This is a genomic window from Streptomyces sp. NPDC001848, assembly GCF_042891915.1.
GTDB lineage: Bacteria > Actinomycetota > Actinomycetes > Streptomycetales > Streptomycetaceae > Streptomyces.
Genome location: NZ_JBIATP010000027.1, coordinates 17,676 through 43,155, shown reverse-complemented (window position 1 = coordinate 43,155; position 25,480 = coordinate 17,676). Strand labels below are relative to the sequence as shown.

Annotated in this window: 21 protein-coding genes and 7 tRNA genes; 15 read left to right on the top strand and 13 right to left on the bottom strand. The window is 69.9% G+C overall.

What is annotated here, in order from left to right; translation table 11 throughout:
• Positions 1 to 135 precede the first annotated feature (135 nt).
• The 3 genes from ACFYZJ_RS36710 to ACFYZJ_RS36700 all read right to left on the bottom strand — a co-directional run bounded on the left by ACFYZJ_RS36710 (position 136) and on the right by ACFYZJ_RS36700 (position 3,691).
• Positions 136 to 2,412, bottom strand: a complete 2,277-nt coding sequence (locus ACFYZJ_RS36710) for a DEAD/DEAH box helicase (RefSeq protein WP_388575990.1) — start codon at positions 2,410 to 2,412, stop codon at positions 136 to 138.
• Between the two features lie 272 nt (positions 2,413 to 2,684).
• Complete coding sequence (locus ACFYZJ_RS36705; RefSeq protein WP_388575987.1) at positions 2,685 to 3,215, bottom strand: hypothetical protein; 531 nt, start codon at positions 3,213 to 3,215, stop codon at positions 2,685 to 2,687.
• Positions 3,216 to 3,340: 125 nt separating this feature from the next.
• A complete protein-coding gene (locus tag ACFYZJ_RS36700) occupies positions 3,341 to 3,691 on the bottom strand; it encodes a metallopeptidase family protein (RefSeq protein ID WP_388575984.1) in 351 nt (116 codons plus the stop codon).
• 104 nt (positions 3,692 to 3,795) lie between these two features.
• On the opposite strand from ACFYZJ_RS36700, the gene ACFYZJ_RS36695 reads away from it, so the two are divergent.
• The 8 genes from ACFYZJ_RS36695 (at position 3,796) to ACFYZJ_RS36660 (ending at position 11,125) form a co-directional block, all read left to right on the top strand.
• Positions 3,796 to 5,391, top strand: coding sequence for a metallophosphoesterase (locus ACFYZJ_RS36695; protein WP_388575981.1), 1,596 nt, complete (start codon positions 3,796 to 3,798; stop codon positions 5,389 to 5,391).
• A gap of 80 nt (positions 5,392 to 5,471) precedes the next feature.
• Positions 5,472 to 5,544: transfer RNA gene (locus ACFYZJ_RS36690), tRNA-Glu, on the top strand.
• Between the two features lie 37 nt (positions 5,545 to 5,581).
• Positions 5,582 to 5,656: transfer RNA gene (locus ACFYZJ_RS36685), tRNA-Asp, on the top strand.
• Between the two features lie 24 nt (positions 5,657 to 5,680).
• Positions 5,681 to 5,754 (top strand) — tRNA-Phe (locus ACFYZJ_RS36680).
• 202 nt (positions 5,755 to 5,956) lie between these two features.
• On the top strand, positions 5,957 to 6,220 hold the full coding sequence (locus ACFYZJ_RS36675; protein ID WP_388576091.1) for a hypothetical protein: 264 nt from the start codon (positions 5,957 to 5,959) through the stop codon (positions 6,218 to 6,220).
• Positions 6,221 to 6,325: 105 nt separating this feature from the next.
• Positions 6,326 to 10,270 (top strand): ATP-dependent RNA helicase HrpA, encoded by a 3,945-nt coding sequence (gene hrpA, locus ACFYZJ_RS36670; protein WP_388575978.1) that lies wholly within the window; start codon positions 6,326 to 6,328, stop codon positions 10,268 to 10,270.
• A 93-nt stretch (positions 10,271 to 10,363) separates the two neighbouring features.
• Positions 10,364 to 10,438: transfer RNA gene (locus tag ACFYZJ_RS36665), tRNA-Asp, on the top strand.
• A gap of 483 nt (positions 10,439 to 10,921) precedes the next feature.
• Positions 10,922 to 11,125 (top strand): DUF6274 family protein, encoded by a 204-nt coding sequence (locus tag ACFYZJ_RS36660; RefSeq protein ID WP_388575975.1) that lies wholly within the window; start codon positions 10,922 to 10,924, stop codon positions 11,123 to 11,125.
• A 479-nt stretch (positions 11,126 to 11,604) separates the two neighbouring features.
• On the opposite strand, the gene bldC is transcribed toward ACFYZJ_RS36660, so the two are convergent.
• Together bldC and ACFYZJ_RS36650 are read right to left on the bottom strand one after the other, a co-directional pair.
• Positions 11,605 to 11,811, bottom strand: a complete 207-nt coding sequence (bldC, locus tag ACFYZJ_RS36655; protein ID WP_003949541.1) for a developmental transcriptional regulator BldC — start codon at positions 11,809 to 11,811, stop codon at positions 11,605 to 11,607.
• Positions 11,812 to 12,377: 566 nt separating this feature from the next.
• Complete coding sequence (locus tag ACFYZJ_RS36650) at positions 12,378 to 13,220, bottom strand: hypothetical protein (protein WP_388575972.1); 843 nt, start codon at positions 13,218 to 13,220, stop codon at positions 12,378 to 12,380.
• A 234-nt stretch (positions 13,221 to 13,454) separates the two neighbouring features.
• Here ACFYZJ_RS36650 and ACFYZJ_RS36645 point away from each other — a divergent pair, with 234 nt between their 5' ends.
• Entirely contained in the window at positions 13,455 to 14,537 is a 1,083-nt protein-coding gene (locus tag ACFYZJ_RS36645; protein ID WP_388575970.1) for a Leu/Phe/Val dehydrogenase, read from the top strand.
• Positions 14,538 to 14,840: 303 nt separating this feature from the next.
• Positions 14,841 to 15,092, top strand: a complete 252-nt coding sequence (locus ACFYZJ_RS36640) for a DUF3073 domain-containing protein (RefSeq protein ID WP_388575967.1) — start codon at positions 14,841 to 14,843, stop codon at positions 15,090 to 15,092.
• Between the two features lie 69 nt (positions 15,093 to 15,161).
• On the opposite strand, the gene purM is transcribed toward ACFYZJ_RS36640, so the two are convergent.
• The 4 genes from purM to ACFYZJ_RS36620 all read right to left on the bottom strand — a co-directional run bounded on the left by purM (position 15,162) and on the right by ACFYZJ_RS36620 (position 18,903).
• The gene (gene purM / locus ACFYZJ_RS36635; protein WP_388575964.1) at positions 15,162 to 16,235 is read right to left on the bottom strand and encodes a phosphoribosylformylglycinamidine cyclo-ligase; all 1,074 of its coding nucleotides are present in this window, start codon (positions 16,233 to 16,235) and stop codon (positions 15,162 to 15,164) included.
• Positions 16,236 to 16,269: 34 nt separating this feature from the next.
• Positions 16,270 to 17,796 carry an amidophosphoribosyltransferase gene (gene purF / locus ACFYZJ_RS36630; protein WP_388575961.1) on the bottom strand — a complete coding sequence of 509 codons (1,527 nt, stop codon included), beginning with the start codon at positions 17,794 to 17,796 and terminating at the stop codon, positions 16,270 to 16,272.
• A gap of 85 nt (positions 17,797 to 17,881) precedes the next feature.
• Positions 17,882 to 18,109, bottom strand: coding sequence for a hypothetical protein (locus ACFYZJ_RS36625; RefSeq protein WP_388575959.1), 228 nt, complete (start codon positions 18,107 to 18,109; stop codon positions 17,882 to 17,884).
• Positions 18,106 to 18,903 carry a sterol carrier family protein gene (locus tag ACFYZJ_RS36620; protein WP_388575957.1) on the bottom strand — a complete coding sequence of 266 codons (798 nt, stop codon included), beginning with the start codon at positions 18,901 to 18,903 and terminating at the stop codon, positions 18,106 to 18,108. Before ACFYZJ_RS36620 ends, ACFYZJ_RS36625 begins: the two co-directional genes overlap by 4 nt.
• A gap of 288 nt (positions 18,904 to 19,191) precedes the next feature.
• On the opposite strand from ACFYZJ_RS36620, the gene ACFYZJ_RS36615 reads away from it, so the two are divergent.
• Positions 19,192 to 19,776, top strand: a complete 585-nt coding sequence (locus ACFYZJ_RS36615) for a Uma2 family endonuclease (RefSeq protein WP_388575954.1) — start codon at positions 19,192 to 19,194, stop codon at positions 19,774 to 19,776.
• Positions 19,777 to 19,852: 76 nt separating this feature from the next.
• On the opposite strand, the gene purL is transcribed toward ACFYZJ_RS36615, so the two are convergent.
• From purL to purS, 3 genes are read right to left on the bottom strand one after another with little or no spacing between them, the layout of a single operon-like run.
• Positions 19,853 to 22,111, bottom strand: a complete 2,259-nt coding sequence (purL, locus tag ACFYZJ_RS36610; protein WP_388575952.1) for a phosphoribosylformylglycinamidine synthase subunit PurL — start codon at positions 22,109 to 22,111, stop codon at positions 19,853 to 19,855.
• The gene (gene purQ / locus ACFYZJ_RS36605) at positions 22,108 to 22,788 is read right to left on the bottom strand and encodes a phosphoribosylformylglycinamidine synthase subunit PurQ (RefSeq protein WP_388575949.1); all 681 of its coding nucleotides are present in this window, start codon (positions 22,786 to 22,788) and stop codon (positions 22,108 to 22,110) included. Before purQ ends, purL begins: the two co-directional genes overlap by 4 nt.
• Complete coding sequence (gene purS / locus ACFYZJ_RS36600) at positions 22,785 to 23,048, bottom strand: phosphoribosylformylglycinamidine synthase subunit PurS (RefSeq protein WP_200421782.1); 264 nt, start codon at positions 23,046 to 23,048, stop codon at positions 22,785 to 22,787. The genes purQ and purS overlap by 4 nt, the downstream gene beginning before the upstream one ends.
• A gap of 373 nt (positions 23,049 to 23,421) precedes the next feature.
• Between purS and ACFYZJ_RS36595 the strand changes: the two genes are divergently transcribed.
• The 4 genes from ACFYZJ_RS36595 to ACFYZJ_RS36580 all read left to right on the top strand — a co-directional run bounded on the left by ACFYZJ_RS36595 (position 23,422) and on the right by ACFYZJ_RS36580 (position 24,407).
• A complete protein-coding gene (locus ACFYZJ_RS36595) occupies positions 23,422 to 23,739 on the top strand; it encodes an Lsr2 family protein (RefSeq protein WP_388575946.1) in 318 nt (105 codons plus the stop codon).
• 192 nt (positions 23,740 to 23,931) lie between these two features.
• Positions 23,932 to 24,006 (top strand) — tRNA-Gly (locus ACFYZJ_RS36590).
• Between the two features lie 77 nt (positions 24,007 to 24,083).
• Positions 24,084 to 24,159: transfer RNA gene (locus tag ACFYZJ_RS36585), tRNA-Gly, on the top strand.
• A gap of 172 nt (positions 24,160 to 24,331) precedes the next feature.
• Positions 24,332 to 24,407 (top strand) — tRNA-Gly (locus tag ACFYZJ_RS36580).
• A gap of 128 nt (positions 24,408 to 24,535) precedes the next feature.
• Here ACFYZJ_RS36580 and ACFYZJ_RS36575 read toward each other — a convergent pair.
• A complete protein-coding gene (locus ACFYZJ_RS36575; RefSeq protein ID WP_388575943.1) occupies positions 24,536 to 25,435 on the bottom strand; it encodes a phosphoribosylaminoimidazolesuccinocarboxamide synthase in 900 nt (299 codons plus the stop codon).
• Positions 25,436 to 25,480: the final 45 nt, after the last annotated feature.

Sequence of the window (25,480 nt, the reverse complement as noted above, 5' to 3'; positions counted from 1 at the left end):
CCCCCAGCGATTCCCTCGCCGGAGGCGTGACATGCGTCACCTGATGACCTGAAACCGACCGCTGCCGCGCTGCCGCTGTATGCGGAAGGGCCCGTACGACAGGAGTCGTACGGGCCCTTCGGAGGTCACCGGGCGTCAGCCGTTGCGCTTCCAGCGCGGCTTGTCCTCGCGGCGGCCGAACGAGCCGGTGCCGCGGTGGTCGTCACGGCGGCCGTACGGGCGGTCGTGGCCGCCGGAGCGGAAGCCGGGGCGGTCGCCCTGGCGGTCCCGGTTGAACGGGCGGTCGCTGCCGCGGTGCCCGCCGCGCTCGTCACGCCGCTCGAAGGGGCGCCGGTCGTTGTCGCGACGCAAACCGCCGCGGTCGTCACGCCGCTCGAACGAACGACGGTCGTTGTCACGCCGGTCGTTGTCACGCCGGTCGTTGTCACGCCGGTCGCGGTCGAACGGGCGGCGGTCACGGTCGTGGTCACGACGGAATCCACCGCGGTCGTCGTCGCGACGGAATCCACCGCGGTCGTCACGCCGCTCGAACGAACGACGGTCGTTGTCGCGGCGGTCGTTGTCACGGCGGTCGTTGTCACGGCGGTCGAAGCCACGATCGCCGTCCCTGCGGTCGAAGCCACGGTCACGGTCACGGCCGCCGAAGCCACGGTCGCGGTCACGGTCGAACGGGCGCCGGTCGCCGTCTCGGCGGAAGCCACCCCGCTCGTCGCGCCGCTCGAACGAACGGCCACCGCGGTCGTCGTCCCTGCGGTCGAAGCCACGTGCCCGGTCACGGTCGAAGCCGCGGTCCCGGTTGAAGCCGTTCCGCTCCTCACGCTCGCCCTGCTCGGCGCGCTCAGCCCGCTCAGTGCGCTCGGCCCGGTCCGTCCGCTCCGCGTCCTCAGCGATCCGCTGCTCCGGTACGGAGAGTTCGGCCGCCGGCGCGGTCGGAGCCGTGGCCTCACGGGCCGCCGCCAGAGCCGCCTCCGGGTCCTCGCCGCGCTCCCGTGCGGCCCGCGCGACCAGCCGGTCCGCCTCCTCACGCAGCTCGGCCGCGCGCCGCTGCGCCCGCTCCAGCTGCTTGGTGAGCTGTGCGACTTCCCGCTCGGCCTGCTGCGCGGCCATCCCGGCGGAGTCCGCCTGGACCTCGGTCATCGACCGGGCACCGGTGATCTCGGCGACCTCCGGGTCGAACGCGGCCCCGCCCTGGATGATGTGGCGCGAGGCGTCGACGCCCGCGTCCTCCATCAGCCGGAACATCTGGCGCCGCTGGTGCGGCAGCGCCAGGGAGACCACCGTGCCCGTACGGCCGGCACGTGCCGTACGGCCGGCGCGGTGCAGGTAGTCCTTGTGGTCCCCGGCGGGGTCCACGTTGAGCACCAGGTCGATCCCGTCGACGTGGATGCCGCGGGCGGCGACGTCCGTCGCGACGAGCACGTTGACGTACCCGTCCTTGAAGTCGGCCAGCGTCCGGGTACGCGCGCCCTGGGTCATACCGCCGTGCAGCGCGTCCGCCTTCACGCCGGCGTCGCGCAGCTGTTCGGCGACGCGGTCGGCACCCATCTGGGTGCGGACGAAGATGATGGTGCGGCCCTTGCGGGAGGCGATCGCGGCGGTGACCGGGGCCTTGTCCTTGGGCTTCACGATGAGGATGTGGTGCGACATGGTCGTCACCGCGCCCTGGGCGGCGTCCACCTCGTGGCTCACCGGGTCGTTCAGGTACCGGTCGACGAGGGTCTTGATCTCGTTCTCCATGGTGGCGGAGAACAGCATCCGCTGGCCGCCCGCCGGGACCTGGTCGAGCAGCTCGGTGACCTCGGGCAGGAAGCCCAGGTCGGACATCTGGTCGGCCTCGTCGAGGACGGCGATCCGCACGTCCTCGAGGGAGCAGGCGCCGCGGTTGATGATGTCGCGCAGCCGGCCGGGCGTGGCGACCAGGATGTCCACGCCGCGCTCGAGGGCGTAGATCTGGTTCGCCATGGACGTGCCGCCGCAGACGACCTTCATCTTGAGCCCGAGCACGTCGCCGTAGGGCTGCAGCGCGTCCGCGACCTGCATGGCCAGCTCACGCGTCGGGGTGAGGATCACGGCCCGCGGCTTCTTCTTCTCGGTGCGGCCGCCGGCCAGGGTGGCCAGGGTGGGCAGACCGAAGGACAGCGTCTTGCCCGAGCCGGTGCGACCGCGGCCGAGGATGTCCTTGCCGGCCAGGGCGTCGGGGATGGTCGCGGCCTGGATCGGGAAGGGGACGGTGACGCCGTTCTGGGCGAGCTTGCGGACGATGCCCTCGGGCAGGCCGAGGTCGGCGAAGGTCACCTCGGGAGCGGTGTCCTGGGCCTCGGCGACCACGGCGGTGTCCTGGGTTTCCTGGGTGCCCTCGGAGTTCTGCGAGTCCTCGGGCAGGATGATGTGCTCGGTACCGGCAACAGACATACGAAATGCGAACCTTCCGGAGTTCTGGCACGTGCCCAAACATCCGTGAAGTCACAATCGACCGCCTCGATGCGGTCCGGCCACGGCAAGGGAGAGTACGCGCCACACGCGGCGCGTCTTCAAGGCGCCGGGCAAATGGGATCAAACGATCTACCAAGATACGCACTCAGCACCGCGGAACGCAAACCGATCCCGGCCCCCTCCGGGTGACTCGCGCCACAGACGCTGGGCCCACAGGGCGGCGGCCCCAGGGTCCTGGGGGCCGGACACGCCTACGCCGCCGGAATGCCCGCTCGCGGCGCGGGCTCCCGCTGCATCAGCTGCGTGGCCTGCCCGGGCGCCGAGGACGACGGCTCCGCGGTCGTCGGAGTGGGCGACGGCGGGTCCGGCCGGCTCGTCGGCGTCGGATCGGCCGAGGTCTGCGTGGGCTCCGGCTCCCCCACCGTCGGCGCGGGCGGCACCGCGCCGACGCCCCCCTTGCCGGGCTGTGACGTCTCCTTGGCGGTTGGCCTGGCGCCCTTGGACCCGCCGCCCCCGGACGTGGGCGCGGAGGGCGGCGCTGAGGACTCGGCCCCGGGCTCGCCGTGCTTCGGCGGACCCGCCTTGGCCGCCGCTCCGCCCAGACCCGCGCCCACGCCCCCGCTCGTCATCGAACCGCCGTCCGGCGCCGCCCCGCCATGCCGTCCCACCGAGGGCGCCTGCGACGGAGCGTCCCCGGCGTCCCCCACGCTCATACAGCCGGTGGCGGCGGCGAGGGCCATGACCGTGGCGGCCAGACGGACGGGTACGTAACAGGCGCGCACGGGCAGCCACCTCCGGGGGCGTACGAGAAGTCAGCCTGCCCAACTCCCGCCACCCGCAAGAGGACACGCGCCGCTCCGAGGGAACGTCACCCGACCGAGGTCACCCGAGCGCACGCCACCCCACGTCACCCGTACCCGAGCGAGTGCAGCCGGGCGTCGTCGATTCCGAAGTGGTGCGCGATCTCGTGCACCACCGTCACCTCGGTCTCCGCGACCGCGTCCTCCCGGGTGTCGCACATCCGCAGGGTCGGCCCCCGGTAGATCGTGATCCGGTCCGGCAGTACGCCCGCGTACCACTCTCCGCGGTCCGTCAGCGGAGTGCCCTCGTAGAGCCCGAGCAGCCCGGGATCGTCGGTGGGCGGCTCGTCCTCGACGAACACCGCGACGTTGTCCATGAGCCGCGTCAGCTCCGGCGGGATCCGGTCGAGCGCCTCGGCGACCAGTTCCTCGAACTCCTCGCGCGTCATCTCCAGCACAGGGCCATTGTCCGGCACCACACCCCCACAGACAGGGTGCGACCGCACCCGCATCCGTTGATCCACTCCGCATATCCGTTCTGCAACCTGGGCATACGGGACCAATGGACCGCGTCCCCGCAGCAGCTCTCCACCGCGTTCGAAGGGCGCCCTCCACGCTCGCCCGGTACTACCGCTCACTCCGCCCACACCCGGCCGCCGAACTGGTCCCGCAGCCCCACCCCTGGCTCCGGGCCCTAGGCATGGTCGCCGTGGTGCTCCTGGGCGCCTGGCTCGGCCTGTTGATCGTGGGCGACGTACGCGTCCCGGTGGGCCCCATGAACACCACCATGACCCTGCGTCCCTCATTCACCGGGGGCACGAAGATCAACGTCTCCCCGCTCGGTGCCCTCGAGCTGAACAGCCACGAGGCACCCGTCCGCCTCGACGTCAACGTCGACCAGCTCGACCCGGGCCGCTCCCAGGAGCTGGTGGACCACCCGGAGCGAATCTCCGGGCTCCAGCAGGAGATCACCCGCGACGTCGAGCACGGCACGCTGGACCTGGCCGTACGCTCCTGCGTGGCCGTGGTCGCCGGCGCCACCGCCCTCGGTCTGGCGGTCTACCGCCGCCCCCGCCGGGCCCTCGCGGCCGGCGGACTGGCGTTCACCCTCCTCGCCGCCTCCGGGGCGACGGCGTACGCCACCTGGAACCCCGAGTCGGTCCTCGAGCCGAAGTTCTCCGGCCTGCTCTCCTCCGCCCCCTCCCTGGTCGGCAACGCGCGCAGCATCGTCACCGAGTTCAACGTCTACCAGCAGGAACTGGCGCGCCTGGTGACGAACGTGACCAAGCTCTACGACGTCACCTCCACCCTGCCCGCCTACCAGCCGGATCCGACGACGATCCGGGTCCTGCACGTGTCCGACATCCACCTCAACCCGGCGAGCTGGAAGATCATCGCCTCGCTGGTGAAGCAGTACGACGTCAATGTGATCGTCGACTCCGGCGACACCATGGACCACGGCACGGCGGCGGAGAACCGCTTCCTGGACCCGATCGCCGACCTGGGCGCCCCCTACGTCTGGGTCCGCGGCAACCACGACTCCCTCACCACCCAGCGCTACCTGGAGCGCATCAAGAACGTGCACGTCCTGGACGACGGCAGGGCGGTCAGCATCGCGGGCCTGCGCTTCGCCGGTACGGGGGACCCGCAGTTCACGCCCGACCGGTCGGTCACCCCGGGCGGCGACCGCGCCGAGGAACTGGCGGGCGCGCGCCTGGCCACGGCCCTGCGCGACCAGAAGGCCGCGGGCAGGCCCGTCGACATCGCGATCGCCCACGAACCGACGGCCGCACGCCAGGTGGACGGCGATGTACCGCTGGTCCTGGCGGGGCATCTGCACCACGAGGGGACGGAGATCATGAAGTACGGCACCCGGCTGCGCATCGAGGGATCGACGGGCGGCAGCGGGCTGCGGGCGGTCGAGCGCCAGTACCCGGCCCCGATCGAGGCCTCGATCCTCTATCTGGACCGGACCACCCGCCGTCTGCAGGCCTGGGACGAGATCAGGCTCGGCGGTCTGGGGGAGACGACGGCGGAGGTCACCCGGCACCTGGCCAAGGAGAACCAGCCCGGCGGGAGCCCCGCACCAGGCACCACGCCCCCGAGCACGCCCCCCGCCGGCCGCTCGGGCGCGACCCCGGCACCGAGCGCCCCCTAAACGGTTTTGGCGAACCCTCCTCCCATCCCATATGCTTCTCACGTCCCCGACGCGCTGAGAAGCGCCCAGGCGGGCCGATAGCCCTCATCGTCTAGCGGCCTAGGACGCCGCCCTTTCAAGGCGGTAGCACGGGTTCGAATCCCGTTGGGGGCACGCACCACCCTGTGCGACACTGTCGTACGCAGCGCTTGGTCCTGTGGAGCAGTTTGGAGTGCTCGCCACCCTGTCAAGGTGGAGGCCGCGGGTTCAAATCCCGTCAGGACCGCTGAGGTTTCACGTGAAACCTCGTGGCTGGGTAGCTCAGTTGGTACGAGCGTCCGCCTGAAAAGCGGAAGGTCGCCGGTTCGACCCCGGCCCCAGCCACAACCGCCCCACCAGGGCAAACACCCCCTCCTGGATCTTCCGGTGGGGGTGTTTTCATGTCGGCTGGGCCAACGGTTTGGGCCAACGGTTGCGGAACGGCCCGCTCGCCCGCAACGCTTGGCATGTCCCCTTCCAGGCGCTACGTTCGGCTGGCCGTAGGGGCGGCCACAGGGGAATCATGAGCCGGGACGGGGCGGGTGCCATGCAGGACACCGAACTGGAGAAGACGCGGGCCCGCTACGGCCTGCTCGCGGTGATCATCAGCAACCTCGCGATCGCCGGCGTGGCGATCTTCGGTGTCTGGCGCCTGGGCGGTGACAAGTCGGTCATGGTCGGCGTCCTCACCGCGGCCTTCACGGCGGTCAGCAGCATGACCACCGCGTACCTGGGCATCAAGGCGGTCTCCAACACGGCGAAGTCGATGGCGGCCCGCGACAAGCCGGCGTCGGCACCGGAGCACGGCTGAAGCGGGCAGCCACCACCCACGGAGGGGACCGAGCGGGGGCGTTCACAACCGCCGCAGGCAATTCGTTAGCCACGAATTTCGCCAAGGTGAGATCCTGGACCGCGTATGTCTACGCATCCCGCCCCCGCCCTCGGCACCCTCGCCCCCCGCCTGTCCGAGCTCTCCCTGCGCGACGCGCACCGGCTCGGCCGCAGGCTCGAAGGCGCGCGCAAGATCCGCAAGCCCGAGGCCCGGGCCGCCGTACTCGCCGAGATCGAGGCGGAGGTCGCCAGGGCCGAGACACGGATCGCCGAGCGCACCGCCCGCGTGCCCGCCGTCACCTACCCCGAGCAACTCCCGGTCAGCCAGAAGAAGAACGAGATCGCCGACGCCATACGCGACCACCAGGTCGTGATCGTGGCCGGTGAGACCGGCTCCGGCAAGACCACCCAGATCCCCAAGATCTGCCTCGAACTCGGCCGGGGCGTCCGCGGGATGATCGGCCACACCCAGCCCCGCCGTATCGCCGCCCGCACCGTCGCGGAACGCGTCGCGCAGGAACTCGACACGCCCCTCGGCGAGGCCGTCGGCTGGAAGGTCCGCTTCACCGACCAGGTGAACCCGGACGCCACCTTCATCAAACTGATGACGGACGGCATCCTGCTCGCGGAGATCCAGACGGACCGCGAGCTGCGCGCCTACGACACGATCATCATCGACGAGGCGCACGAGCGATCCCTCAACATCGACTTCCTGCTCGGCTACCTCGCCCAGCTCCTCCCCCGGCGCCCGGACCTCAAGGTCGTCATCACCTCGGCCACGATCGACCCCGAGCGCTTCTCCCGGCACTTCGGCGACGCGCCGATCATCGAGGTGAGCGGGCGTACGTACCCCGTCGAGGTGCGCTACCGGCCCCTCCTGGAGGAGGACTCCGACGATGCGGACCGGGACCAGATCACCGCGATCACCGACGCCGTCGAGGAGCTGATGGCCGAGGGCCCCGGCGACATCCTCGTCTTCCTCTCCGGCGAGCGCGAGATCCGCGACACGGCGGACGCGCTGACCAGGAAGCAGTACCGGTTCACCGAAGTCCTGCCGCTGTACGCCCGGCTGACCCACGCCGAGCAGCACCGCGTGTTCCAGCCGCACACGGGCCGCAGGATCGTTCTGGCCACGAACGTGGCCGAGACCTCCCTGACCGTCCCCGGCATCAAGTACGTCATCGACCCCGGCTTCGCGCGGATCTCCCGCTACAGCCACCGGACCAAGGTCCAGCGGCTGCCCATCGAGCCGATCTCCCAGGCGAGCGCCAACCAGCGCAAGGGCCGCTGCGGCCGTACGTCCGACGGCATCTGCATCCGGCTCTACAGCGAGGACGACTTCGTCACGCGCCCGGAGTTCACCGACGCCGAGATCCTGCGGACGAACCTCGCCTCCGTCATCCTCCAGATGACCGCGGCCGGCCTCGGCGACATCGAGAAGTTCCCGTTCATCGACCCGCCGGACCACCGCAACATCCGCGACGGCGTGCAGCTGCTGCAGGAGCTGGGCGCGCTGGACCCGACACAGAAGGACCCGCGCAAGCGCCTCACCGACACCGGCCGCAAGCTCGCCCAGCTGCCGGTCGACCCGCGCCTGGCGCGCATGGTGCTGGAGGCCGACAAGAACGGTTGTGTCCGCGAGGTCATGGTGATCGTCGCGGCGCTGTCCATCCAGGACCCGCGCGAGCGCCCCGCCGACAAGCAGACCCAGGCCGACCAGCAGCACGCCCGCTTCAAGGACGAGACGAGCGACTTCCTCGCCTACCTCAACCTGTGGCGGTACATCCGCGAGCAGCAGAAGGAGCGGGGCTCCTCCTCCTTCCGCCGGATGTGCAAGCAGGAGTACCTCAACTTCCTGCGCATTCGCGAATGGCAGGACATCTACACCCAGCTGCGCACGGTCGCCAAGCAGATGGGCATCCACGTCAACGAGGACGATGCCCCGGCCGACCGCATCCATGTCTCGCTCCTCGCCGGTCTGCTGTCGCACATCGGCATGAAGGACGTGAAGGAGGGTGCGAAGAACGAGTACCTGGGTGCCCGCAACGCCAAGTTCGCGATCTTCCCGGGCTCGGCGCTCTTCAAGAAGCCCCCGCGCTTCGTGATGTCCGCGGAGCTCGTCGAGACCTCCCGCCTCTGGGCCCGGGTCAACGCGAAGATCGAGCCCGAGTGGGTCGAGCCGCTCGCCGGCCACCTGCTGAAACGGACGTACAGCGAACCGCACTGGGAGAAGGACCAGGCGGCCGTGATGGCGTACGAGAAGGTCACGCTGTACGGCGTCCCGATCGTCGCCCAGCGGAAGGTGAACTACGGCCGGATCGACCCCGAGGTCAGCCGGGAGCTGTTCATCCGCAACGCCCTGGTGGAGGGCGACTGGCGCACGCACCACAAGTTCTTCGCCGACAACCGCAGGCTCCTGAGCGAGGTCGAGGAGCTGGAGCACCGCGCCCGGCGCCGGGACATCGTCGTCGACGACGAGACGCTGTTCGACTTCTACGACCAGCGGGTGCCCGAACACGTCGTGTCGGGCGCGCACTTCGACTCCTGGTGGAAGCGCAAACGCCAGGAGCAGCCCGACTTCCTCGACTTCGAGCGCGAGATGCTCATCAACGAGAAGGCGGGCGCGGTCACCAAGGACGACTATCCCGACTCCTGGCGCCAGGGCCGGCTGAAATTCCGGGTCACCTACCAGTTCGAGCCGGGCGCGGACGCGGACGGCGTGACCGTCCACATCCCGCTGCAGGTGCTCAACCAGGTCACGGACGAGGGCTTCGACTGGCAGATCCCCGGTCTGCGGGAGGAGCTGGTCACGGAACTGATCCGCTCCCTCCCCAAACCGATCCGCCGCAACTACGTCCCGGCGCCGAACTACGCGAAGGCGTTCCTGGAGAAGGCGGTGCCCCTGCAGGAGCCGCTGACGACCACGATGGCGCGCGAGCTGAAACGCATGGTCGGCGTGCCGTTCGGGCCGGAGGACTTCGACTGGTCCAAGGTGCCGGACCATCTGAAGATCACTTTCCGGATCGTCGACGAGCGGCGCCGGAAGCTGGCGGAGGACAAGGACCTGGAGGCACTGAAGCTGAAGCTCAGGCCCAGGGCACGCAAGGCGCTGTCGCAGGCCGCGGCGGCCACCGCCGAGCGGCAGGGCGGTGAGTCCCTGGAGCGTACGGGCCTCACGGACTGGACGATCGGCACGCTCACCCAGGTGTTCGAGACGCGCCGGGCCGGGCAGCCGGTGAAGGCGTTCCCCGCGCTGGTGGACGACGGCGACACGGTGTCCGTGCGCCTCTTCGACACGGCGGCGGAACAGGCCGAGGCCATGTGGAAGGGCACCCGCCGGCTCATCCTGCGCAACATCCCGGTGAACCCTGCGAAGTTCGCCTCCGAGAAGCTGACCAACCAGCAGAAGCTCGCCCTGTCCGCGAACCCGCACGGCTCGATCCAGGCCCTGTTCGACGACTGCGCGATGGCGGCGGCGGACAAGCTGATCGGGGACTTCGGCGGACCGGCGTGGGACGAGGAGTCGTACCGGAAGCTGTACGACAGGGTGCGCGCCGAGATCATCGACACGACGGTGCGTACGGTCGCGCAGGTGCAGCAGGTGCTGGCCGCCTGGCAGGCCTGTGAGCGCCGTCTGAAGGCCGTCCGCAGCCCGGCCCTGCTGCCGAACCTGGCGGACGTACGGGCGCAGCTGGACGCCCTGGTGAAGCCCGGCTTCGTGACGGAGGCAGGCATACGGCGTCTTCCCGACCTGATGCGCTACCTGGTGGCCGCGGACCGTCGCCTCCAGCAGATGCCGACGAACGTGCAGCGGGACACCACGCGCATGGAGAAGGTCCGGGAGATGCAGGACGAGTACGCGTGGCTGCTGGAGCAGCTGCCGCAGGGCCGTCCGGTGCCGCAGCAGGTCCTGGACATCCGCTGGATGATCGAGGAGCTCCGGGTCAGCTACTTCGCCCACGCGCTGGGCACGCCGTACCCGGTCTCGGACAAGCGGATCGTGAAGGCGATCGACGCGGCGGTCTCGTGACGACGCGTGCACGAAGGGTGAGTTCGACCAGGGGCTCACCCTCCTGTACAGTCTCTTCTCGCAGCGCACCGCACGAACAGCGCCGCGAAACCTGGTCCTGTGGAGCAGTTTGGAGTGCTCGCCACCCTGTCAAGGTGGAGGCCGCGGGTTCAAATCCCGTCAGGACCGCGTGAGGCGAGACAGGCCCGCATCCGGTAACGGACGCGGGCTTTCGCCATGTCCGCACCCATCCAAGGCCGGAAGGCCGCGCCCGCGGCACAGCCGCCATCAGACAGGGCAGAGCCCGTCAGGACCGCGTGAGACGACACAGGCCCGCATCCGGCAACGGACGCGGGCCTTCGCCGTATCACCACTCGCCGCCGGCCAAGGCGGAGGGCGCGGCCGCCGCGCAGCCGTGCTCGGACGCCGAGGGTGAGGCGGTGCCGTCCCCGGGCCGGGCCGTCCGCCGCGCCACAGACCGGCCCACAGCGTCCGGAAAGGGTCCGGGGCGGAGCCCCGTGACGGCACCCCGTCCCCCGGCTCGGGGCCCTGCCCCGCACCGCCCTCGCCGCCCCCGAGCGGCAGCGCCCCGCGCCTTGACGGCGTCACATTCCCTCGGTACCCCAGAAGTCAGGGCTCCCTGGTGTGCGGGCGGCCCTGGGGAGGTGGCGTATGGCGGCGTCCGTTCGGCACGAGACCCGTGCCCTGCTCCGTGCCCATCTGTCCGCCGCCGCCGGGTACCGCCATTTGACCCGGCACTGCCCCATCTGCCACCACCTCCTGCGCCTGGCCATGGAACCCGCCCAGCGGGGCGAGGAGGCTCCCGAGGCGGCCCCGGAGGACGACAACGCCTCCGAGAGTGCCGCGACGGCCTGACGAACCCGTGGGTTCATCACGCGCCCGGATGGGCACTCCTGGACGTGCGGCCGCCCAACACCCGCCACTCAGCGGGCTGTTCCTTAGCCCAGAGAGCGCATACGTAACAAGGACTCTGGCATGTGACGGGTGTCACCGCGCCAGTTTCGGTGACTGCCACCCTTACCCCTCCCCTACAAAGGGTCAATTTAATATGTGCAATTGCACCCTGCTCTGAGGTCACGCACAGCAGTTCCGACGCCCGCCCCCCAGACTCCGACAAGGCCGCTCACATCCCGGCCCCACACACCCGGTCGGCGCACAAAAAAGATCGCGCTGGACCCGGCGGAGTCCAGCGCGATCCACGACGCACCCTTGTCGTGCCTCTGTTGACCTTGGGCGTGAGTCCTGTTGGGGCAGAACCCGCGTCGCTTGGAGCTGTTGTCACGGACGTCACGGCAGGTGGGGGACCTGCCCGTAGTGTCCGGCTATGCGGTTGTTCAGGCCTCGCTGCGCTGCTGCGGGATGCCCGCGAGCAGGGCGCGGACCTCGGCCTCGCGGTAGCGGCGGTGCCCGCCGAGCGTACGGATGGACGTGAGCTTGCCGGCCTTCGCCCACCGCGTGACCGTCTTCGGGTCGACACGGAACATGGTGGCGACCTCAGCCGGGGTCAGCAGCGGCTCGGCATCAGGGGTGCGAGCGGTCATGAGCGGCCTCCTCGGGAGAACCGAACCTTCTCGGTTCTTTCCTCTAAATTCTGCACCTTGACCCGCGTTGCCCGAAATGGCGGACGCGAGTCGAGTCGGTTATAGGACGAACGGCTTGTCCTCGGCACTACAACTACACCATCTGTCCAGCCGCGTCGGCCAAACCGATGGAATTGCCCTCCCAGGTAGTCATCAGCCGCGGAAGCCGATGGACCATGCCATAGCGGACAGTCACGCCACTGTGACGATCAGTCACAGGGCGATCAGGAGTCACGAGACCCCCCAAAGCGTGCAATGCTGAGCTTCTGCCCAGATGTGGGCAGAAGGAGCCTCCCCCGGGCTCCTTGTCCTATTTTGGCATGAGGAGGGCCGTAAGACGCAAGGTCCTTGTAAGTGCCGTCCGTCACGCTTGGCGGTATAAGCCCGGATCGGTCGCTACGTCCCCCGCACGGACCCCGCCCTGAACTGCGGTACGTCAACCATGGGCCAAGGGTTGTGACTTCACCATGTCTCGCGGGTCACAATTCGAGCAACGGTTCACCAAGGCCCCGGCTGAGGAATCGCCCTCAGTTCGCCGACCGGCGGTCCCGTACGGCCCGCCAGCGCTCCACCAGCCGCCCGTACGCCTCCCCGGCCGCCTCCCCGTCCCCGTGCCGCAGGGCCTCGATGCCCTCGGCGACGTCCGCGGCCGAGTGGTCCGCGTCCAGCTCCGCGGCCGGCAGCACGTGGACCAGCCCGCCGTAGTCCAGCTCGACCAGCGAGCGCGGGTGGAACTCCTCCAGCCACCGCCCGACGTCCACCAGCCCGTCGATGAGCGGCCCCTCGTCGATCGCGTCCTTCAACGCCCTGAGCGCCCGCGCGACGCGCCGCCGGGCCTGCACCATGGGCGTGCGGTAGCGCAGCATCGGGGGCACCTCGCCGGTCCCCTTCTCGTACCTGCGCTCCTCGTCGGAGACCAGCACGAACCAGTTCAGCGGCACCTGCCAGGTCGCGGTGCGGATCCAGGGGCGCGCGTCCGGGTTCCGCTCCCGCCAGCGCTCGTAGTCCTGGGCGGCCTGGCGGCGCACGACGGGCGGCAGGACCGCGTCCAGGACCGGCGGCGGCAGCTCCTCGGCCAGCTCCCCGAGCGCCTGCCAGCCGCGCAGCCGGGTGCGCCAGGGGCACACGCACAGCACCCCTTCGACCTCGGTCACGAAGGCGTCGTCGCTCTCGTGCACCGGCACCGGGACAGGGGGCGTGGGCAGCAAGTCCGCCAGGGAACGGCGCAGTTCGTCCTGGTACGAGGGACGGTCGGGGCGGCGGGCGTAGCGGGCCCAGTGGCCGCGCTCCGGCTCCTGGAAGGCGGCCAGCGGTTCGTACACGCGCAAGTAGCACGCGTACGGGACGATCACCGAGGACACCTTGGGCACACCTGCTCCCTCCCCACCGGAACCCGACCCGAACCCGCCCGGGCGCCGGCCCGGCCGGGGTGGACAACCCTTGCAAATCGTCCCACGAACCCGTCCGGGCGTACTCCGAGGGAGGGTGATCCTCGGCACTGCGCGCATCGTGGGCGCCCACACGCTCTACGCTCATGCCCACGGGCCCCGCCACCCGCACGGGACCCGCCCCCAACCGCCGCTACTCAACCGGGAGTCACCACCGTGACCGACGTAACCGACGGCGTCCTGCACACCCTGTTCCGCTCGGACCAGGGGGGTCATGAGCAGGTCGTGCTCTGCCAGGACCGGGCCAGCGGCCTCAAGGCCGTCATCGCGATCCACTCCACCGCCCTGGGCCCCGCCCTCGGTGGCACGCGCTTCTACCCGTACGCGAGCGAGGAGGAGGCCGTCGCCGACGCGCTGAACCTCTCGCGCGGGATGTCGTACAAGAACGCCATGGCCGGTCTCGACCACGGCGGCGGCAAGGCCGTGATCATCGGGGACCCCGAGCGGATCAAGACCGAGGAGCTGCTGCTGGCCTACGGCCGTTTCGTGGCCTCGCTCGGTGGTCGGTACGTCACCGCCTGCGACGTCGGCACCTATGTGGCCGACATGGACGTGGTGGCCCGGGTGTGCCCGTGGACCACCGGCCGCTCCCCCGAGAACGGCGGCGCGGGCGACTCCTCCGTGCTCACCGCGTACGGCGTCTTCCAGGGCATGCGGGCCTCCGCGCAGCACCTGTGGGGCGACCCGACGCTGCGCGGCCGCAAGGTCGGCGTCGCGGGCGTCGGCAAGGTCGGGCACTACCTGGTCGAGCACCTGCTCGAGGACGGCGCGGAGGTCGTGATCACGGACGTGCGGCCGGACGCCGTGCGCCGGGTCACCGACGCGCACCCGCAGGTCGCCGTCGCCGCCGACACCGACGCCCTCATCCGCACCGAGGGTCTCGACATCTACGCCCCGTGCGCGCTGGGCGGCGCCCTGAACGACGACACCGTGCCGGTGCTGACGGCGAAGGTGGTGTGCGGCGCGGCCAACAACCAGCTCGCGCACCCGGGCGTGGAGAAGGACATCGCGGACCGCGGGATCCTGTACGCGCCGGACTACGTCGTCAACGCCGGCGGTGTCATCCAGGTCGCCGACGAGCTGCACGGCTTCGACTTCGACCGGTGCAGGGCCAAGGCGGCGAAGATCTTCGACACCACGCTGACGATCTTCGCACGTGCGAAGGAGGACGGCATTCCGCCGGCCGCGGCGGCCGACCGGATCGCCGAGCAGCGGATGGCCGAGGCCCGCGGACGGTGACCTCCCGGAGGGAGGCCGCCCAGGTTTGACCGGTACCCGCCGAGGGGGAGTTTGAGAGGACTCTCACTTTCGTCGGCGGGTCGTCGGCCAATAAGTGGTTAAAATCGGCCGTGACCAGCGAGGACAGGGCTCCTCGACGGTCGTGGGCACACGCCCGTCCTGCGGGCGACGTACCGTATGGGCGTGGGCTCAGGTACCGTGGAAGCCCTACGGGCCGGTCTCTCCGCGGAGAGTCCGTTCCGGATCATGAACGCGTGTCAAGACTCTGGGGCCGTCGAGCCCCGTCGTTGAGGGGGTCGAGCCATGGGGCGCGGCCGGGCCAAGGCCAAGCAGACGAAGGTCGCCCGCCAGCTGAAGTACAACAGCGGTGGGACGGACCTCTCACGCCTGGCCGAGGAGCTGGGCGCATCGACGTCGAACACGTCGCCGAACGGCGACCGGTTCGAGGACGATGAGCACGACGACGATCTGTACGCACGGTACGCCGATCTGTACGCGGACGACGACGAGGACGAGCAAGACGAGTCGTCGTCCCGGCACCGTCGCGGCGCTTGACCCTGCACTGATTTCTCACCCGGTCCGTGGCCCTGGCCACGGACCGGGTTCTGTGCTGTCGGCAGGGTCTCAGCCGGCGTAGTCCCCGACCAGGGCGGCACCCGTTGCGTGGTCGCCCCGCTCGGTGATCTCTCCGGCGACCCATGCGTCCACGCCACGGTCGGCGAGGGCGGCGAGCGCGACGTCCGCCGACTGCTCGGGGACGATCGCGATCATGCCGACGCCCATGTTCAGGGTCTTCTCGAGCTCGAGGCGCTCGACGTCGCCGGTCTTCCCGACGAGGTCGAACACCGCGGCCGGGGTCCAGGTCGAGCGGTCGACGACGGCGTGCAGGTCGTCGGGGATGACGCGGGCCAGGTTGGCCGCGAGTCCACCGCCGGTGACATGGCTGAACGCGTGCACCTCGGCGGTGCGCATCAGGGCCAGGCAGTCCAGCGAGTAGATCTTCGTGGGCTCGAGCAGCTCCTCGCCGAGGGTGCGGCCGAGGTCGTCGATGTGCTGGTCGAGGCCGAGCTTCGCCCGGTCGAGCAGGACGTGCCGGACGAGGGAGTACCCGTTGGAGTGAAGCCCGGAGGCGGCCATCGCGACCAGCACGTCACCCTCGCGGACGCGTTCGGCGCCGAGCAGCCGGTCGGCCTCCACAACACCCGTACCGGCACCGGCGACATCGAAGTCGTCCGGACCCAGCAGGCCCGGGTGTTCGGCCGTCTCACCGCCCACCAGGGCGCATCCAGCCAGCACGCAGCCCTCGGCGATGCCCTTGACGATCGCCGCGACCCGCTCGGGGTGGACCTTGCCGACGCAGATGTAGTCGGTCATGAACAGTGGCTCGGCACCGCACACCACGATGTCGTCCATGACCATGGCGACCAGGTCGTGGCCGATGGTGTCGTAGACGCCCATCCGGCGCGCGATGTCGACCTTGGTGCCCACGCCGTCGGTGGCGGAGGCCAGCAGCGGACGCTCGTAGCGCTTGAGGGCGGAGGCGTCGAAGAGGCCGGCGAAGCCGCCGAGGCCGCCGAGGACCTCGGGGCGCTGCGTCTTCTTCACCCACTCCTTCATCAGCTCGACGGCGCGGTCGCCCGCCTCGATGTCGACGCCTGCAGCCGCGTAGGAAGCACCCTGAGTAGGGGTCTCAGACATTGCCTGGGATCTTTCCGGTCGGTGATACGGGGCTTTACGGGCGACGGATCGCGTCGGTCGCGGCCGTGGCGGCGGGACCGGCCGCGAGCTCGGTCTCCAGCAGCTGCTTGCCCAGCAGCTCCGGGTCGGGCAGCTCCATCGGGTACTCGCCGTCGAAGCAGGCGCGGCACAGGTTCGGCTTGGCGATGGTGGTCGCCTCGATCATGCCGTCGATGGAGATGTACGCCAGGGAGTCGGCGCCGAGGGAACGGCCGATCTCGTCGACCGACATGCCGTTGGCGATCAGCTCGGCGCGGGTCGCGAAGTCGATGCCGAAGAAGCAGGGCCACTTCACCGGCGGGGAGGAGATCCGGATGTGGACCTCGGCGGCGCCCGCCTCGCGCAGCATCCGCACCAGGGCGCGCTGGGTGTTGCCGCGCACGATCGAGTCGTCGACGACAACCAGGCGCTTGCCCTTGATGACTTCCTTCAGCGGGTTCAGCTTCAGGCGGATGCCGAGCTGGCGGATCGTCTGCGAGGGCTGGATGAAGGTACGGCCGACGTAGGCGTTCTTCACCAGACCGGCACCGAACGGGATGCCGGAGGCCTCCGCGTAGCCGATGGCGGCCGGGGTGCCGGACTCCGGGGTCGGTATCACCAGATCGGCCTCGACGGGCGCCTCCTTGGCGAGGCGGCGGCCCATCTCGACACGGGAGAGGTACACGTTCCGGCCGGCGATGTCGGTGTCCGGGCGGGCCAGGTACACGTACTCGAAGACGCAGCCCTTCGGCTTCGCTTCTGCGAACCGCGAGGTGCGCAGACCGTTCTCGTCGATCGCGACGAACTCGCCCGGGTCGATCTCGCGGACGAAGCTCGCGCCGACGATGTCGAGCGCGGCGGTCTCCGAGGCGACGACCCAGCCCCGCTCCAGACGGCCGAGGACCAGCGGGCGGATGCCCTGTGGGTCGCGCGCCGCGTAGAGGGTGTTCTCGTCCATGAAGACGAGCGAGAAGGCGCCCTTGACCTGGGGCAGGAGCTTGGGGGCCGCCTCTTCGACGGTCAGCGGCTTGCCGTCGTCGTCGACCTGGCCCGCGAGGAGGGCGGTGACGAGGTCGGTGTCGTTGGTGGCGGCGACCTGGGTGGCGCGGCCGTTCTCCTTGGGGAGGTCGGCGACCATCTCGGCGAGCTGCGCCGTGTTGACCAGGTTGCCGTTGTGGCCGAGCGCGATGGAGCCGTGCGCGGTGGCACGGAACGTCGGCTGGGCGTTCTCCCAGACGGAGGCGCCGGTGGTCGAGTAGCGGGCGTGGCCGACCGCGATGTGACCCTGGAGCGAACCGAGGGAGGTCTCGTCGAAGACCTGGGAAACCAGGCCCATGTCCTTGAAGACGAGGATCTGGGAGCCGTTGCTCACCGCGATACCCGCGGATTCCTGGCCCCGGTGCTGGAGGGCGTAGAGCCCGAAGTACGTGAGCTTTGCGACCTCTTCGCCCGGAGCCCAGACACCGAAGACGCCGCACGCGTCCTGGGGGCCTTTCTCACCGGGGAGCAGATCGTGATTGAGTCGACCGTCACCACGTGGCACGCCACCGAGTGTAGGCGAGATCGTGCACTGGTCCGAATCCGGTCATCGCTGCCGCACGCCGTGCGACGTCGCCGAACGCCCGGGGTCAGCGCTCGGGGACCGCGCTGACATCCGTGCCGTTTTGGCTGGTCAGCGCGGTGCGCGGGTGGTCGGGTACAGAGGAGGGCGGACAGCCGGAGAGTTCGCTCGGCGTCTTCTCGGTGTCCGTGAGTGAGCCGTCGCACATCTTCCCGGTGAGCCCTCCGGAGCGCTCGGTGAGGTGACCACTCCGTACCGTGCCGTGTGCTGCGCTCCGCGTGGCCGCGCCGGTCACGCCATCAGAGGGAGCAGACCGCTCAGGTCGGCCCGTTCGCCGCTCGCGCCGACCTTGGCGTCGGCGAGGGCCCTGTCCCAGCTCGTACGGCCGGTGGCGAGCCGGACCCAGGTCAGCGGGTCGGTCTCGACGACGTTCGGCGGGGTCCCGCGGGTGTGGCGGGGGCCCTCGATGCACTGCACGACGGCGTACGGCGGAACGCGCACCTCGGTGGAGGCACCGGGCGCCTTCACGGCGAGCGCGTCGGCGAGCAGCCGGGTGGCGGCGGCGAGGGCCTGGCGGTCGTGGGGGATGTCGAGGCCCGGGACGGCGGCGTTGAGGTCGTCGGTGTGGACGACGAGTTCCACGGTGCGGGTGACCAGGTAGTCGGCGAGCGGCATGGCGCCCGCGGTGGTGTCGAGCAGGCGGGTGCCGGGGTGTGCCGTGAGGAGTTCCGAGACCTCCTTCTCGATGTCGGCGAGGTAGGTGTCCAGGTCGGGATTCCGGGCGGCCAGTGTGCGGGTCGCGTCCGCGATGGCACCGGAGTTGGCGGAGGTCGCGAAGGGCCAGTCGAGGACGGTGGAGTCCTGCGTCGCGGGTTCCGGCCTGGTGAGGAACCGCCCGAAGGCCGACAGGGCCATCCCGATGTGCACGACCAGTTCCCGTACGGTCCAGTCCCCCAGCCGGGTGGGAAGGGCCAGCTGCTCGGCGGTGAGGGTCGCCACCCCCTCGCGCACGTTTTCGAACTGGGCGAGAACCGCCGCGCGCGTCTTGGCGGGGTCGTACGTCCGTGTGCGTTTCCTGGCCGGTGGCATGAGGCGAGCCTATGCCGTCACCGCATACCCGTTCAGCCTTTTTCGATCAGTTCGAAGGCCTGCCGGGCGCGTCGGCAGACGTCGGCGGCGACCTCGTCGGGAGGCTCGTCGGCGTCGATGCGGGCGTGGTGCGCTCTCCTGTTCCGCACCCACGTTCGGCACCCATGAGCTGCGCCGGAAATTCGCGATCCAGATCGTTCAATCACCCGTGAGCGTGGTCGGCGGCGAAAACCGGCCGTCACCGCCGGGCCCGGACAACACTGGCCTTCGCCTGGAAGGGGGTGCGACATGACGGTTATGGCCGAGCGCACGTCTCAGATGTCGGTGGAGGAGTTCGAAACGATCGCCTCCGCCGCTCCCGAGACCGTCACGTTGGAGTTCATCAACGGACGGCTCGGAGTCAAGAAGGTGACGGACGGGGACCACAGCACCATCGTGTCCTGGCTCGCCCGGCGCTGCATGCGGACCAGGCCCGACCTGGACCTGTACCAGGGCCAAGGGCTCCGGGTCGATGCCTGTCGAGAAGGCCGGGCCAAACCGGATGCGGTGCTCGCGCCCGAGGCCCACTTCGCGGGACACGGTGAGTGGGCCGACCCGGACGGGGCGCTCATGGTCGTCCAGGTCACCTCGTACGACTCGGACACCGACCGACGGAACCGGTATGAGAAGCCGGCTGCATACGGCCAGGCCGGAATTCCCCTCTACCTCTTGATCGACCGGGACTCCTGCACGGTCACGGTGCACAGCGTCCCGGACCGGCAGGTCGGTGGCTACCGCGACATCCGCGCCGCCAAGTTCGGCGAGAAGGTGTTCCTCCCCGACCCGATGGGCATCGAGCTCGACACGGAGATCCTCAAGGACTACGTCCGATGAGCCGAGGAGCCCCCACCCGGAAACGCGAGTCCGGGTGGGGGCTCCATCGCGGTAGAGGCGTACGCCCCTGAACCGATTACGCCAGCAGTGCGGGAATCGTCCCCTCGTGGGCCTCGCGCAGCTCGGCGAGGGTCAGCTCGAACTCGCCCTGGACCTCGATGGTTTCCCCGTCCACGACACCGATGCGGGTGGCCGGCAGGCCCCGCGCGCCGCACATGTCGTTGAAGCGGACCTCCTCCGAGCGCGGCACGGCGACGATCGCGCGTCCCGCCGACTCGGAGAACAGGAACGTGAACGCGTCCAGGCCGTCCGGCACGATCAGCCGCGCGCCCTTGCCGCCGAGCAGCGCCGACTCCACCACGGCCTGGATCAGACCGCCGTCGGACAGATCGTGCGCGGAGTCGATCATGCCGTCGCGGGAGGCGGAGATCAGGATCTCGGCCAGCAGCCGCTCCCGCTCCAGGTCGACCTGCGGAGGCAGACCGCCGAGGTGGTCATGGATCACCTGGGACCAGGCCGAACCGCCGAACTCCTCACGGGTGTCGCCGAGGAGGTACACCAGCTGGCCCTCCTCCTGGAAGGCGACCGGGGTGCGCCGGGCGACGTCGTCGATGACGCCCAGCACCGCGACCACGGGGGTCGGGTGGATGGCCGCCTCGCCCGTCTGGTTGTAGAGGGAGACGTTGCCGCCGGTCACCGGGGTGCCCAGCTGCAGACAGGCGTCCGCCAGACCGCGCACGGCCTCCGCGAACTGCCACATCACCGCCGGGTCCTCGGGCGAGCCGAAATTCAGGCAGTCGGAAACCGCCAGCGGCTTGGCACCGGTGGTGGCGACGTTGCGGTACGCCTCGGCGAGGGCGAGCTGCGCGCCCGTGTACGGGTCGAGCTTGGCGTAGCGGCCGTTGCCGTCCGTGGCGATGGCCACGCCGAGGCCGGACTCCTCGTCGATGCGGATCATGCCGGAGTCCTCGGGCTGGGCGAGGACCGTGTTGCCCTGCACGAAGTGGTCGTACTGCTGCGTGATCCACTTCTTGGAGGCCTGGTTGGGCGAGCCGACCAGCTTCAGGACCTGGTCCTTCAGCTCCTCGGACGTCGCCGGGCGCGGGAGCTTGTTCGCGTCGTCGGCCTGCAGCTCGTCCTGCCAGGAGGGGCGGGCGTACGGGCGCTCGTAGACCGGGCCCTCGTGCGCGACCGTGCGCGGGTCGACGTCGACGATCTTGCCACCGTGCCAGTAGATCTCCAGGCGGTCCCCGTCGGTCACCTCACCGATGACGGTGGCGATGACGTCCCACTTGGCGCAGATCTCCAGGAAGCGGTCGACCTTCTCGGGCTCGACGACCGCGCACATCCTTTCCTGGGACTCGCTCATCAGGATCTCCTCGGGGGAGAGCGTCGAGTCGCGCAGGGGGACGTCGTCGAGGGTGACGCGCATGCCGCCGGAGCCGTTCGAGGCCAGCTCCGAGGTCGCGCAGGACAGGCCCGCCGCGCCCAGGTCCTGGATGCCGACGACCAGCTTCTCCTGGAACGCCTCCAGGGTGCACTCGATGAGGAGCTTCTCCTGGAAGGGGTCGCCCACCTGGACGGCGGGGCGCTTGGAGGGCTTGGCGTCGTCGAAGGTCTCGGAGGCGAGGATGGAGGCGCCGCCGATGCCGTCACCGCCCGTGCGGGCGCCGTACAGGATGACCTTGTTGCCCGCGCCGGACGCCTTCGCCAGGTGGATGTCCTCGTGCCGCATCACACCGATGGCACCGGCGTTGACCAGCGGGTTGCCCTGGTAGCAGGCGTCGAAGACGACCTCGCCGCCGATGTTCGGCAGGCCCAGGCAGTTGCCGTAGCCGCCGATGCCGGCGACGACGCCCGGCAGGACGCGCTTGGTGTCGGGGTGGTCGGCCGCGCCGAAGCGCAGCGGGTCCACGACCGCGACCGGGCGCGCGCCCATCGCGATGATGTCGCGCACGATGCCGCCGACGCCCGTGGCCGCGCCCTGGTAGGGCTCGACGTAGGAGGGGTGGTTGTGCGACTCCACCTTGAAGGTGACGGCGTAGCCCTGGCCGACGTCCACGACACCGGCGTTCTCGCCGATGCCGACGAGCAGGGCGTCGGACTCGGGGGCCTTCTCGCCGAACTGGCGGAGGTGGACCTTGCTGCTCTTGTACGAGCAGTGCTCGGACCACATGACCGAGTACATGGCGAGCTCGGCGCCGGTCGGGCGGCGGCCCAGGATCTCGACGATCCGCTCGTACTCGTCCTTCTTCAGGCCGAGTTCGGCCCAGGGCAGCTCGACGTCGGGGGTCGCGGCCGCGTGCTCGACCGTGTCCAGAGGCGTCCTGCTCATGCGGTGACCAGCTTCTTGAGGATCGAGGTGAAGAACGGGAGGCCGTCGGTACGACCGGTACCGATCAGCGGTTCGACGGCGTGCTCGGGGTGCGGCATGAGGCCCACGACGTTGCCGGCCTCGTTGGTGATGCCGGCGATGTCCCGCAGCGAGCCGTTCGGGTTGAAGCCCAGGTAGCGGAAGGCGACCCGTCCCTCGGCCTCCAGCTTGTCGAGGGTGTACTCGTCGGCGACGTACCGGCCGTCCATGTTCTTCAGCGGGATGTGGATCTCCTGGCCGGCGCTGTAGTCGCCGGTCCAGGCGGTGTCCGCGTTCTCCACCCGCAGCTTCTGGTCGCGGCAGATGAAGTGGAGGTGGTCGTTGCCGAGCATCGCACCCGGGAGGAGGTGGGCCTCGGTGAGGATCTGGAAGCCGTTGCAGATACCGAGGACCGGAAGGCCCGCCTTCGCCTGCTCGATGAGGGGTTCCATCACCGGCGAGAAACGGGCGATGGCGCCGGCCCGCAGATAGTCGCCGTAGGAGAAACCGCCGCACAGGACCACGGCGTCGACCTGCTTGAGGTCCTTGTCCTTGTGCCAGAGGGCGACGGGCTCCGCCCCGGCGATACGGATCGCGCGCTGGGTGTCCCGGTCGTCGAGGCTGCCGGGGAAAGTGACGACGCCGATACGGGTGGTCACTTCGAGGCCTCCGCCACTTCCTCCACCTTGACGGTGAAGTCCTCGATCACGGTGTTGGCGAGGAAGGATTCGGCGAGATCATGGATGCGGGCGAGCGCGGCGTCGTCGACCGGCCCGTCCACCTCGAGTTCGAATCGCTTTCCCTGACGTACGTCGGAGATCCCGTCGAAACCGAGGCGCGGCAGTGCGCGCTGCACCGCCTGGCCCTGGGGGTCGAGGATCTCCGGCTTGAGCATGACGTCGACTACGACGCGTGCCACTGGCACTCCCGGTGTGTGGTGCTGAGCAGGTTCCTTCAGACTACCCGCACACAATTTCTACTCGCGTAGATTCGTAGCATCCTACGTGACCGCCATCACGATCCCGCATCGACGCGGTACCCGCCACGGAAAATCCTCGGAAAAACGACGTAGGAAGCGATGCGGAACATTGCATGCGGACACGCGGTGGTATTCAGTCCGTCTTCACAATGCAATGCCGGGCACTGTACAAAGGAAAAGGCAATAGCCCATACTTTGCCCAATTACTGCCGGACAGTCGACACCACCGACATCCGCCGGGCGACTGCGCACATCAGGGTTGCGCACGTCATCACGGTGATCGCGGAGGTGCCGCACGAAGGGACCGATATTCGTGGCGCAGCGTGTCGTGGTCACACTCTTTGACGACATCGACGGCTCAGAAGCGGCGGAAACGATCGCCTTCGGACTGGACGGCAAGTCGTACGAGATCGACCTCAACCAAGCCAATGCCAGGAAACTGCGTAAGGCGCTGGCGCCCTACGTGGAGGCCGGCCGGAAGAAGGCCAAGTCGGGCCGGGCGTACACGCACACGGCCCTGACCCCGGACCCGGCCGCGGTCCGGGCCTGGGCCCGCTCCAACAAGCTGGACGTGCCGCCGCGGGGGCGGATCCCGAAGAAGGTGTACGAGGCGTTCGCCGAGGCGCAGTAGCTGCGCGGGCTTGGCGCGGGGGGCGGCTCGGGTTTCGCGCTGCGCCCCGCGCCCCTGACGGTGCGGTGTCCGTCGCCCCGTCAGGGGCCCTCCGGCCCCACTCGCGACCGACTTGCGTTGCACCCCTGGCGATCAGCTAGAGTCTGGGCACGCCGAGGGGCGAGGCCGAAAGGCCGAGGCCCGAGGGGTCACGCGGGTGTAGTTCAGTAGCAGAACACCCCCTTTCCAAGGGGGAGGCGCAGTGTGCAATCCCTGTCACCCGCTCCACGAGACCGGTCGGACCACCCTTGTGGATCAGGTAGGCTGGTGCTCGCACCGATCGGTGAGAGCCGGTCGGGGGCAGTGCGGACGTAGCTCAGTTGGTAGAGCGCAACCTTGCCAAGGTTGAGGTCGCGAGTTCGAGCCTCGTCGTCCGCTCCAGAGAGAAGGACCTCGGTCGATCGACCGGGGTCTTTTTCGTGCCCGCGGCACCTCGGTCGGTGGCAGTCGGTCGCACCTCGGCCGGTGTGAAGGTCGCCACAGCGCTGCGCGCCCCTCATGTGCACCACCCATGAGAGAGGTTGGGTATAGTTGGCTTCGCGCAGCGCGCAGTGCGGACGTAGCTCAGTTGGTAGAGCGCAACCTTGCCAAGGTTGAGGTCGCGAGTTCGAGCCTCGTCGTCCGCTCCAGAGAGAAGCCCCCGGCCCAGGCCGGGGGCTTTTTCGTGTGCCTCGGGGTGCGTCCGCATCCAGATGCTGGTCGCCGCCGTCGGGGCCCGGGCGGGTGCCGGGCCCCGTAGGCGGTCGGTTCGGGCCGCCTAGGACCAGCGCACGCCGGTCAGGCGTTCGTAGGCCTCCACGTACTTCGCGCGGGTCGCCTCCACGATCTCCTGCGGCAGCGGCGGCGGGGGCTGCTCGCTCGTGCGGTCCCAGCCGGAGGCGGGGGAGGTGAGCCAGTCCCGTACGAACTGCTTGTCGAACGACGGCTGAGCGCGGCCCGGCTGCCACTGGTCGGCCGGCCAGAAACGGGAGGAGTCGGGGGTGAGGACCTCGTCGGCGAGGACGAGGGTGTCCCCGTCGTGGCCGAACTCGAACTTGGTGTCCGCGAGGATGATCCCGCGGTCGCGGGCGATGTCGCGGGCGCGTCCGTAGACGGCGAGGGTCGCCTGCCGCAGCTGGGCCGCGGTCTCGGCGCCGACCTGGCGGGCGACCTCCTCGTAGGAGACGTTCTCGTCGTGCTCGCCGACCGCCGCCTTGGTCGCCGGGGTGAAGATCGGGGCGGGCAGTTCCGAGCCGTCGACCAGGCCCTCGGGGAGGGCGAGGCCGCAGACGGTGCGGGACTCCTTGTACTCGGCGAGGCCCGAGCCGGTGAGGTAGCCACGGGCGACGCACTCCACCGGGACCATCTTCAGCGACTTGCACACCAGGGTGCGGCCGGCCCAGTCCGCAGGGGCGCCCGGCGGGAGCTCGGTGCTCAGGACGTGGCTCGGGACCAGGTCCCGGAGCTGGTCGAACCACCAGAGCGACAGCTGGGTGAGGATCCGGCCCTTGTCCGGGATCTCGGTCGGCAGCACCCAGTCGAACGCGGACGTACGGTCGCTGGCGACCATCACGAGGTCGCCCGCCTCGTTCTGGTACAGCTCGCGCACCTTTCCGGTGTGCAGATGCACCAGGCCCGGCACCTGGACAGGTTCGGGCTTTTCGACGAATCCGGACACGGTTCCTCCCCGTGGTTCTCTCCCAATGGCTCGATTCTCCCGTAT

What these genes read in the sequence shown, in the direction of transcription:
- ACFYZJ_RS36620 (WP_388575957.1), bottom strand. Translation starts at nt 18,903, where the DNA reads ATGCCACCGGCCAGGAAACGCACACGGACGTACGACCCCGCCAAGACG.
- ACFYZJ_RS36710 (WP_388575990.1), bottom strand. Translation starts at nt 2,412, where the DNA reads ATGTCTGTTGCCGGTACCGAGCACATCATCCTGCCCGAGGACTCGCAG.
- purL (WP_388575952.1), bottom strand. Translation starts at nt 22,111, where the DNA reads ATGAGCAGGACGCCTCTGGACACGGTCGAGCACGCGGCCGCGACCCCC.
- purM (WP_388575964.1), bottom strand. Translation starts at nt 16,235, where the DNA reads ATGTCTGAGACCCCTACTCAGGGTGCTTCCTACGCGGCTGCAGGCGTC.
- ACFYZJ_RS36675 (WP_388576091.1), top strand. Translation starts at nt 5,957, where the DNA reads ATGCAGGACACCGAACTGGAGAAGACGCGGGCCCGCTACGGCCTGCTC.
- ACFYZJ_RS36695 (WP_388575981.1), top strand. Translation starts at nt 3,796, where the DNA reads ATGGACCGCGTCCCCGCAGCAGCTCTCCACCGCGTTCGAAGGGCGCCC.
- bldC (WP_003949541.1), bottom strand. Translation starts at nt 11,811, where the DNA reads ATGACCGCTCGCACCCCTGATGCCGAGCCGCTGCTGACCCCGGCTGAG.
- ACFYZJ_RS36640 (WP_388575967.1), top strand. Translation starts at nt 14,841, where the DNA reads ATGGGGCGCGGCCGGGCCAAGGCCAAGCAGACGAAGGTCGCCCGCCAG.
- ACFYZJ_RS36615 (WP_388575954.1), top strand. Translation starts at nt 19,192, where the DNA reads ATGACGGTTATGGCCGAGCGCACGTCTCAGATGTCGGTGGAGGAGTTC.
- hrpA (WP_388575978.1), top strand. Translation starts at nt 6,326, where the DNA reads ATGTCTACGCATCCCGCCCCCGCCCTCGGCACCCTCGCCCCCCGCCTG.
- ACFYZJ_RS36660 (WP_388575975.1), top strand. Translation starts at nt 10,922, where the DNA reads ATGGCGGCGTCCGTTCGGCACGAGACCCGTGCCCTGCTCCGTGCCCAT.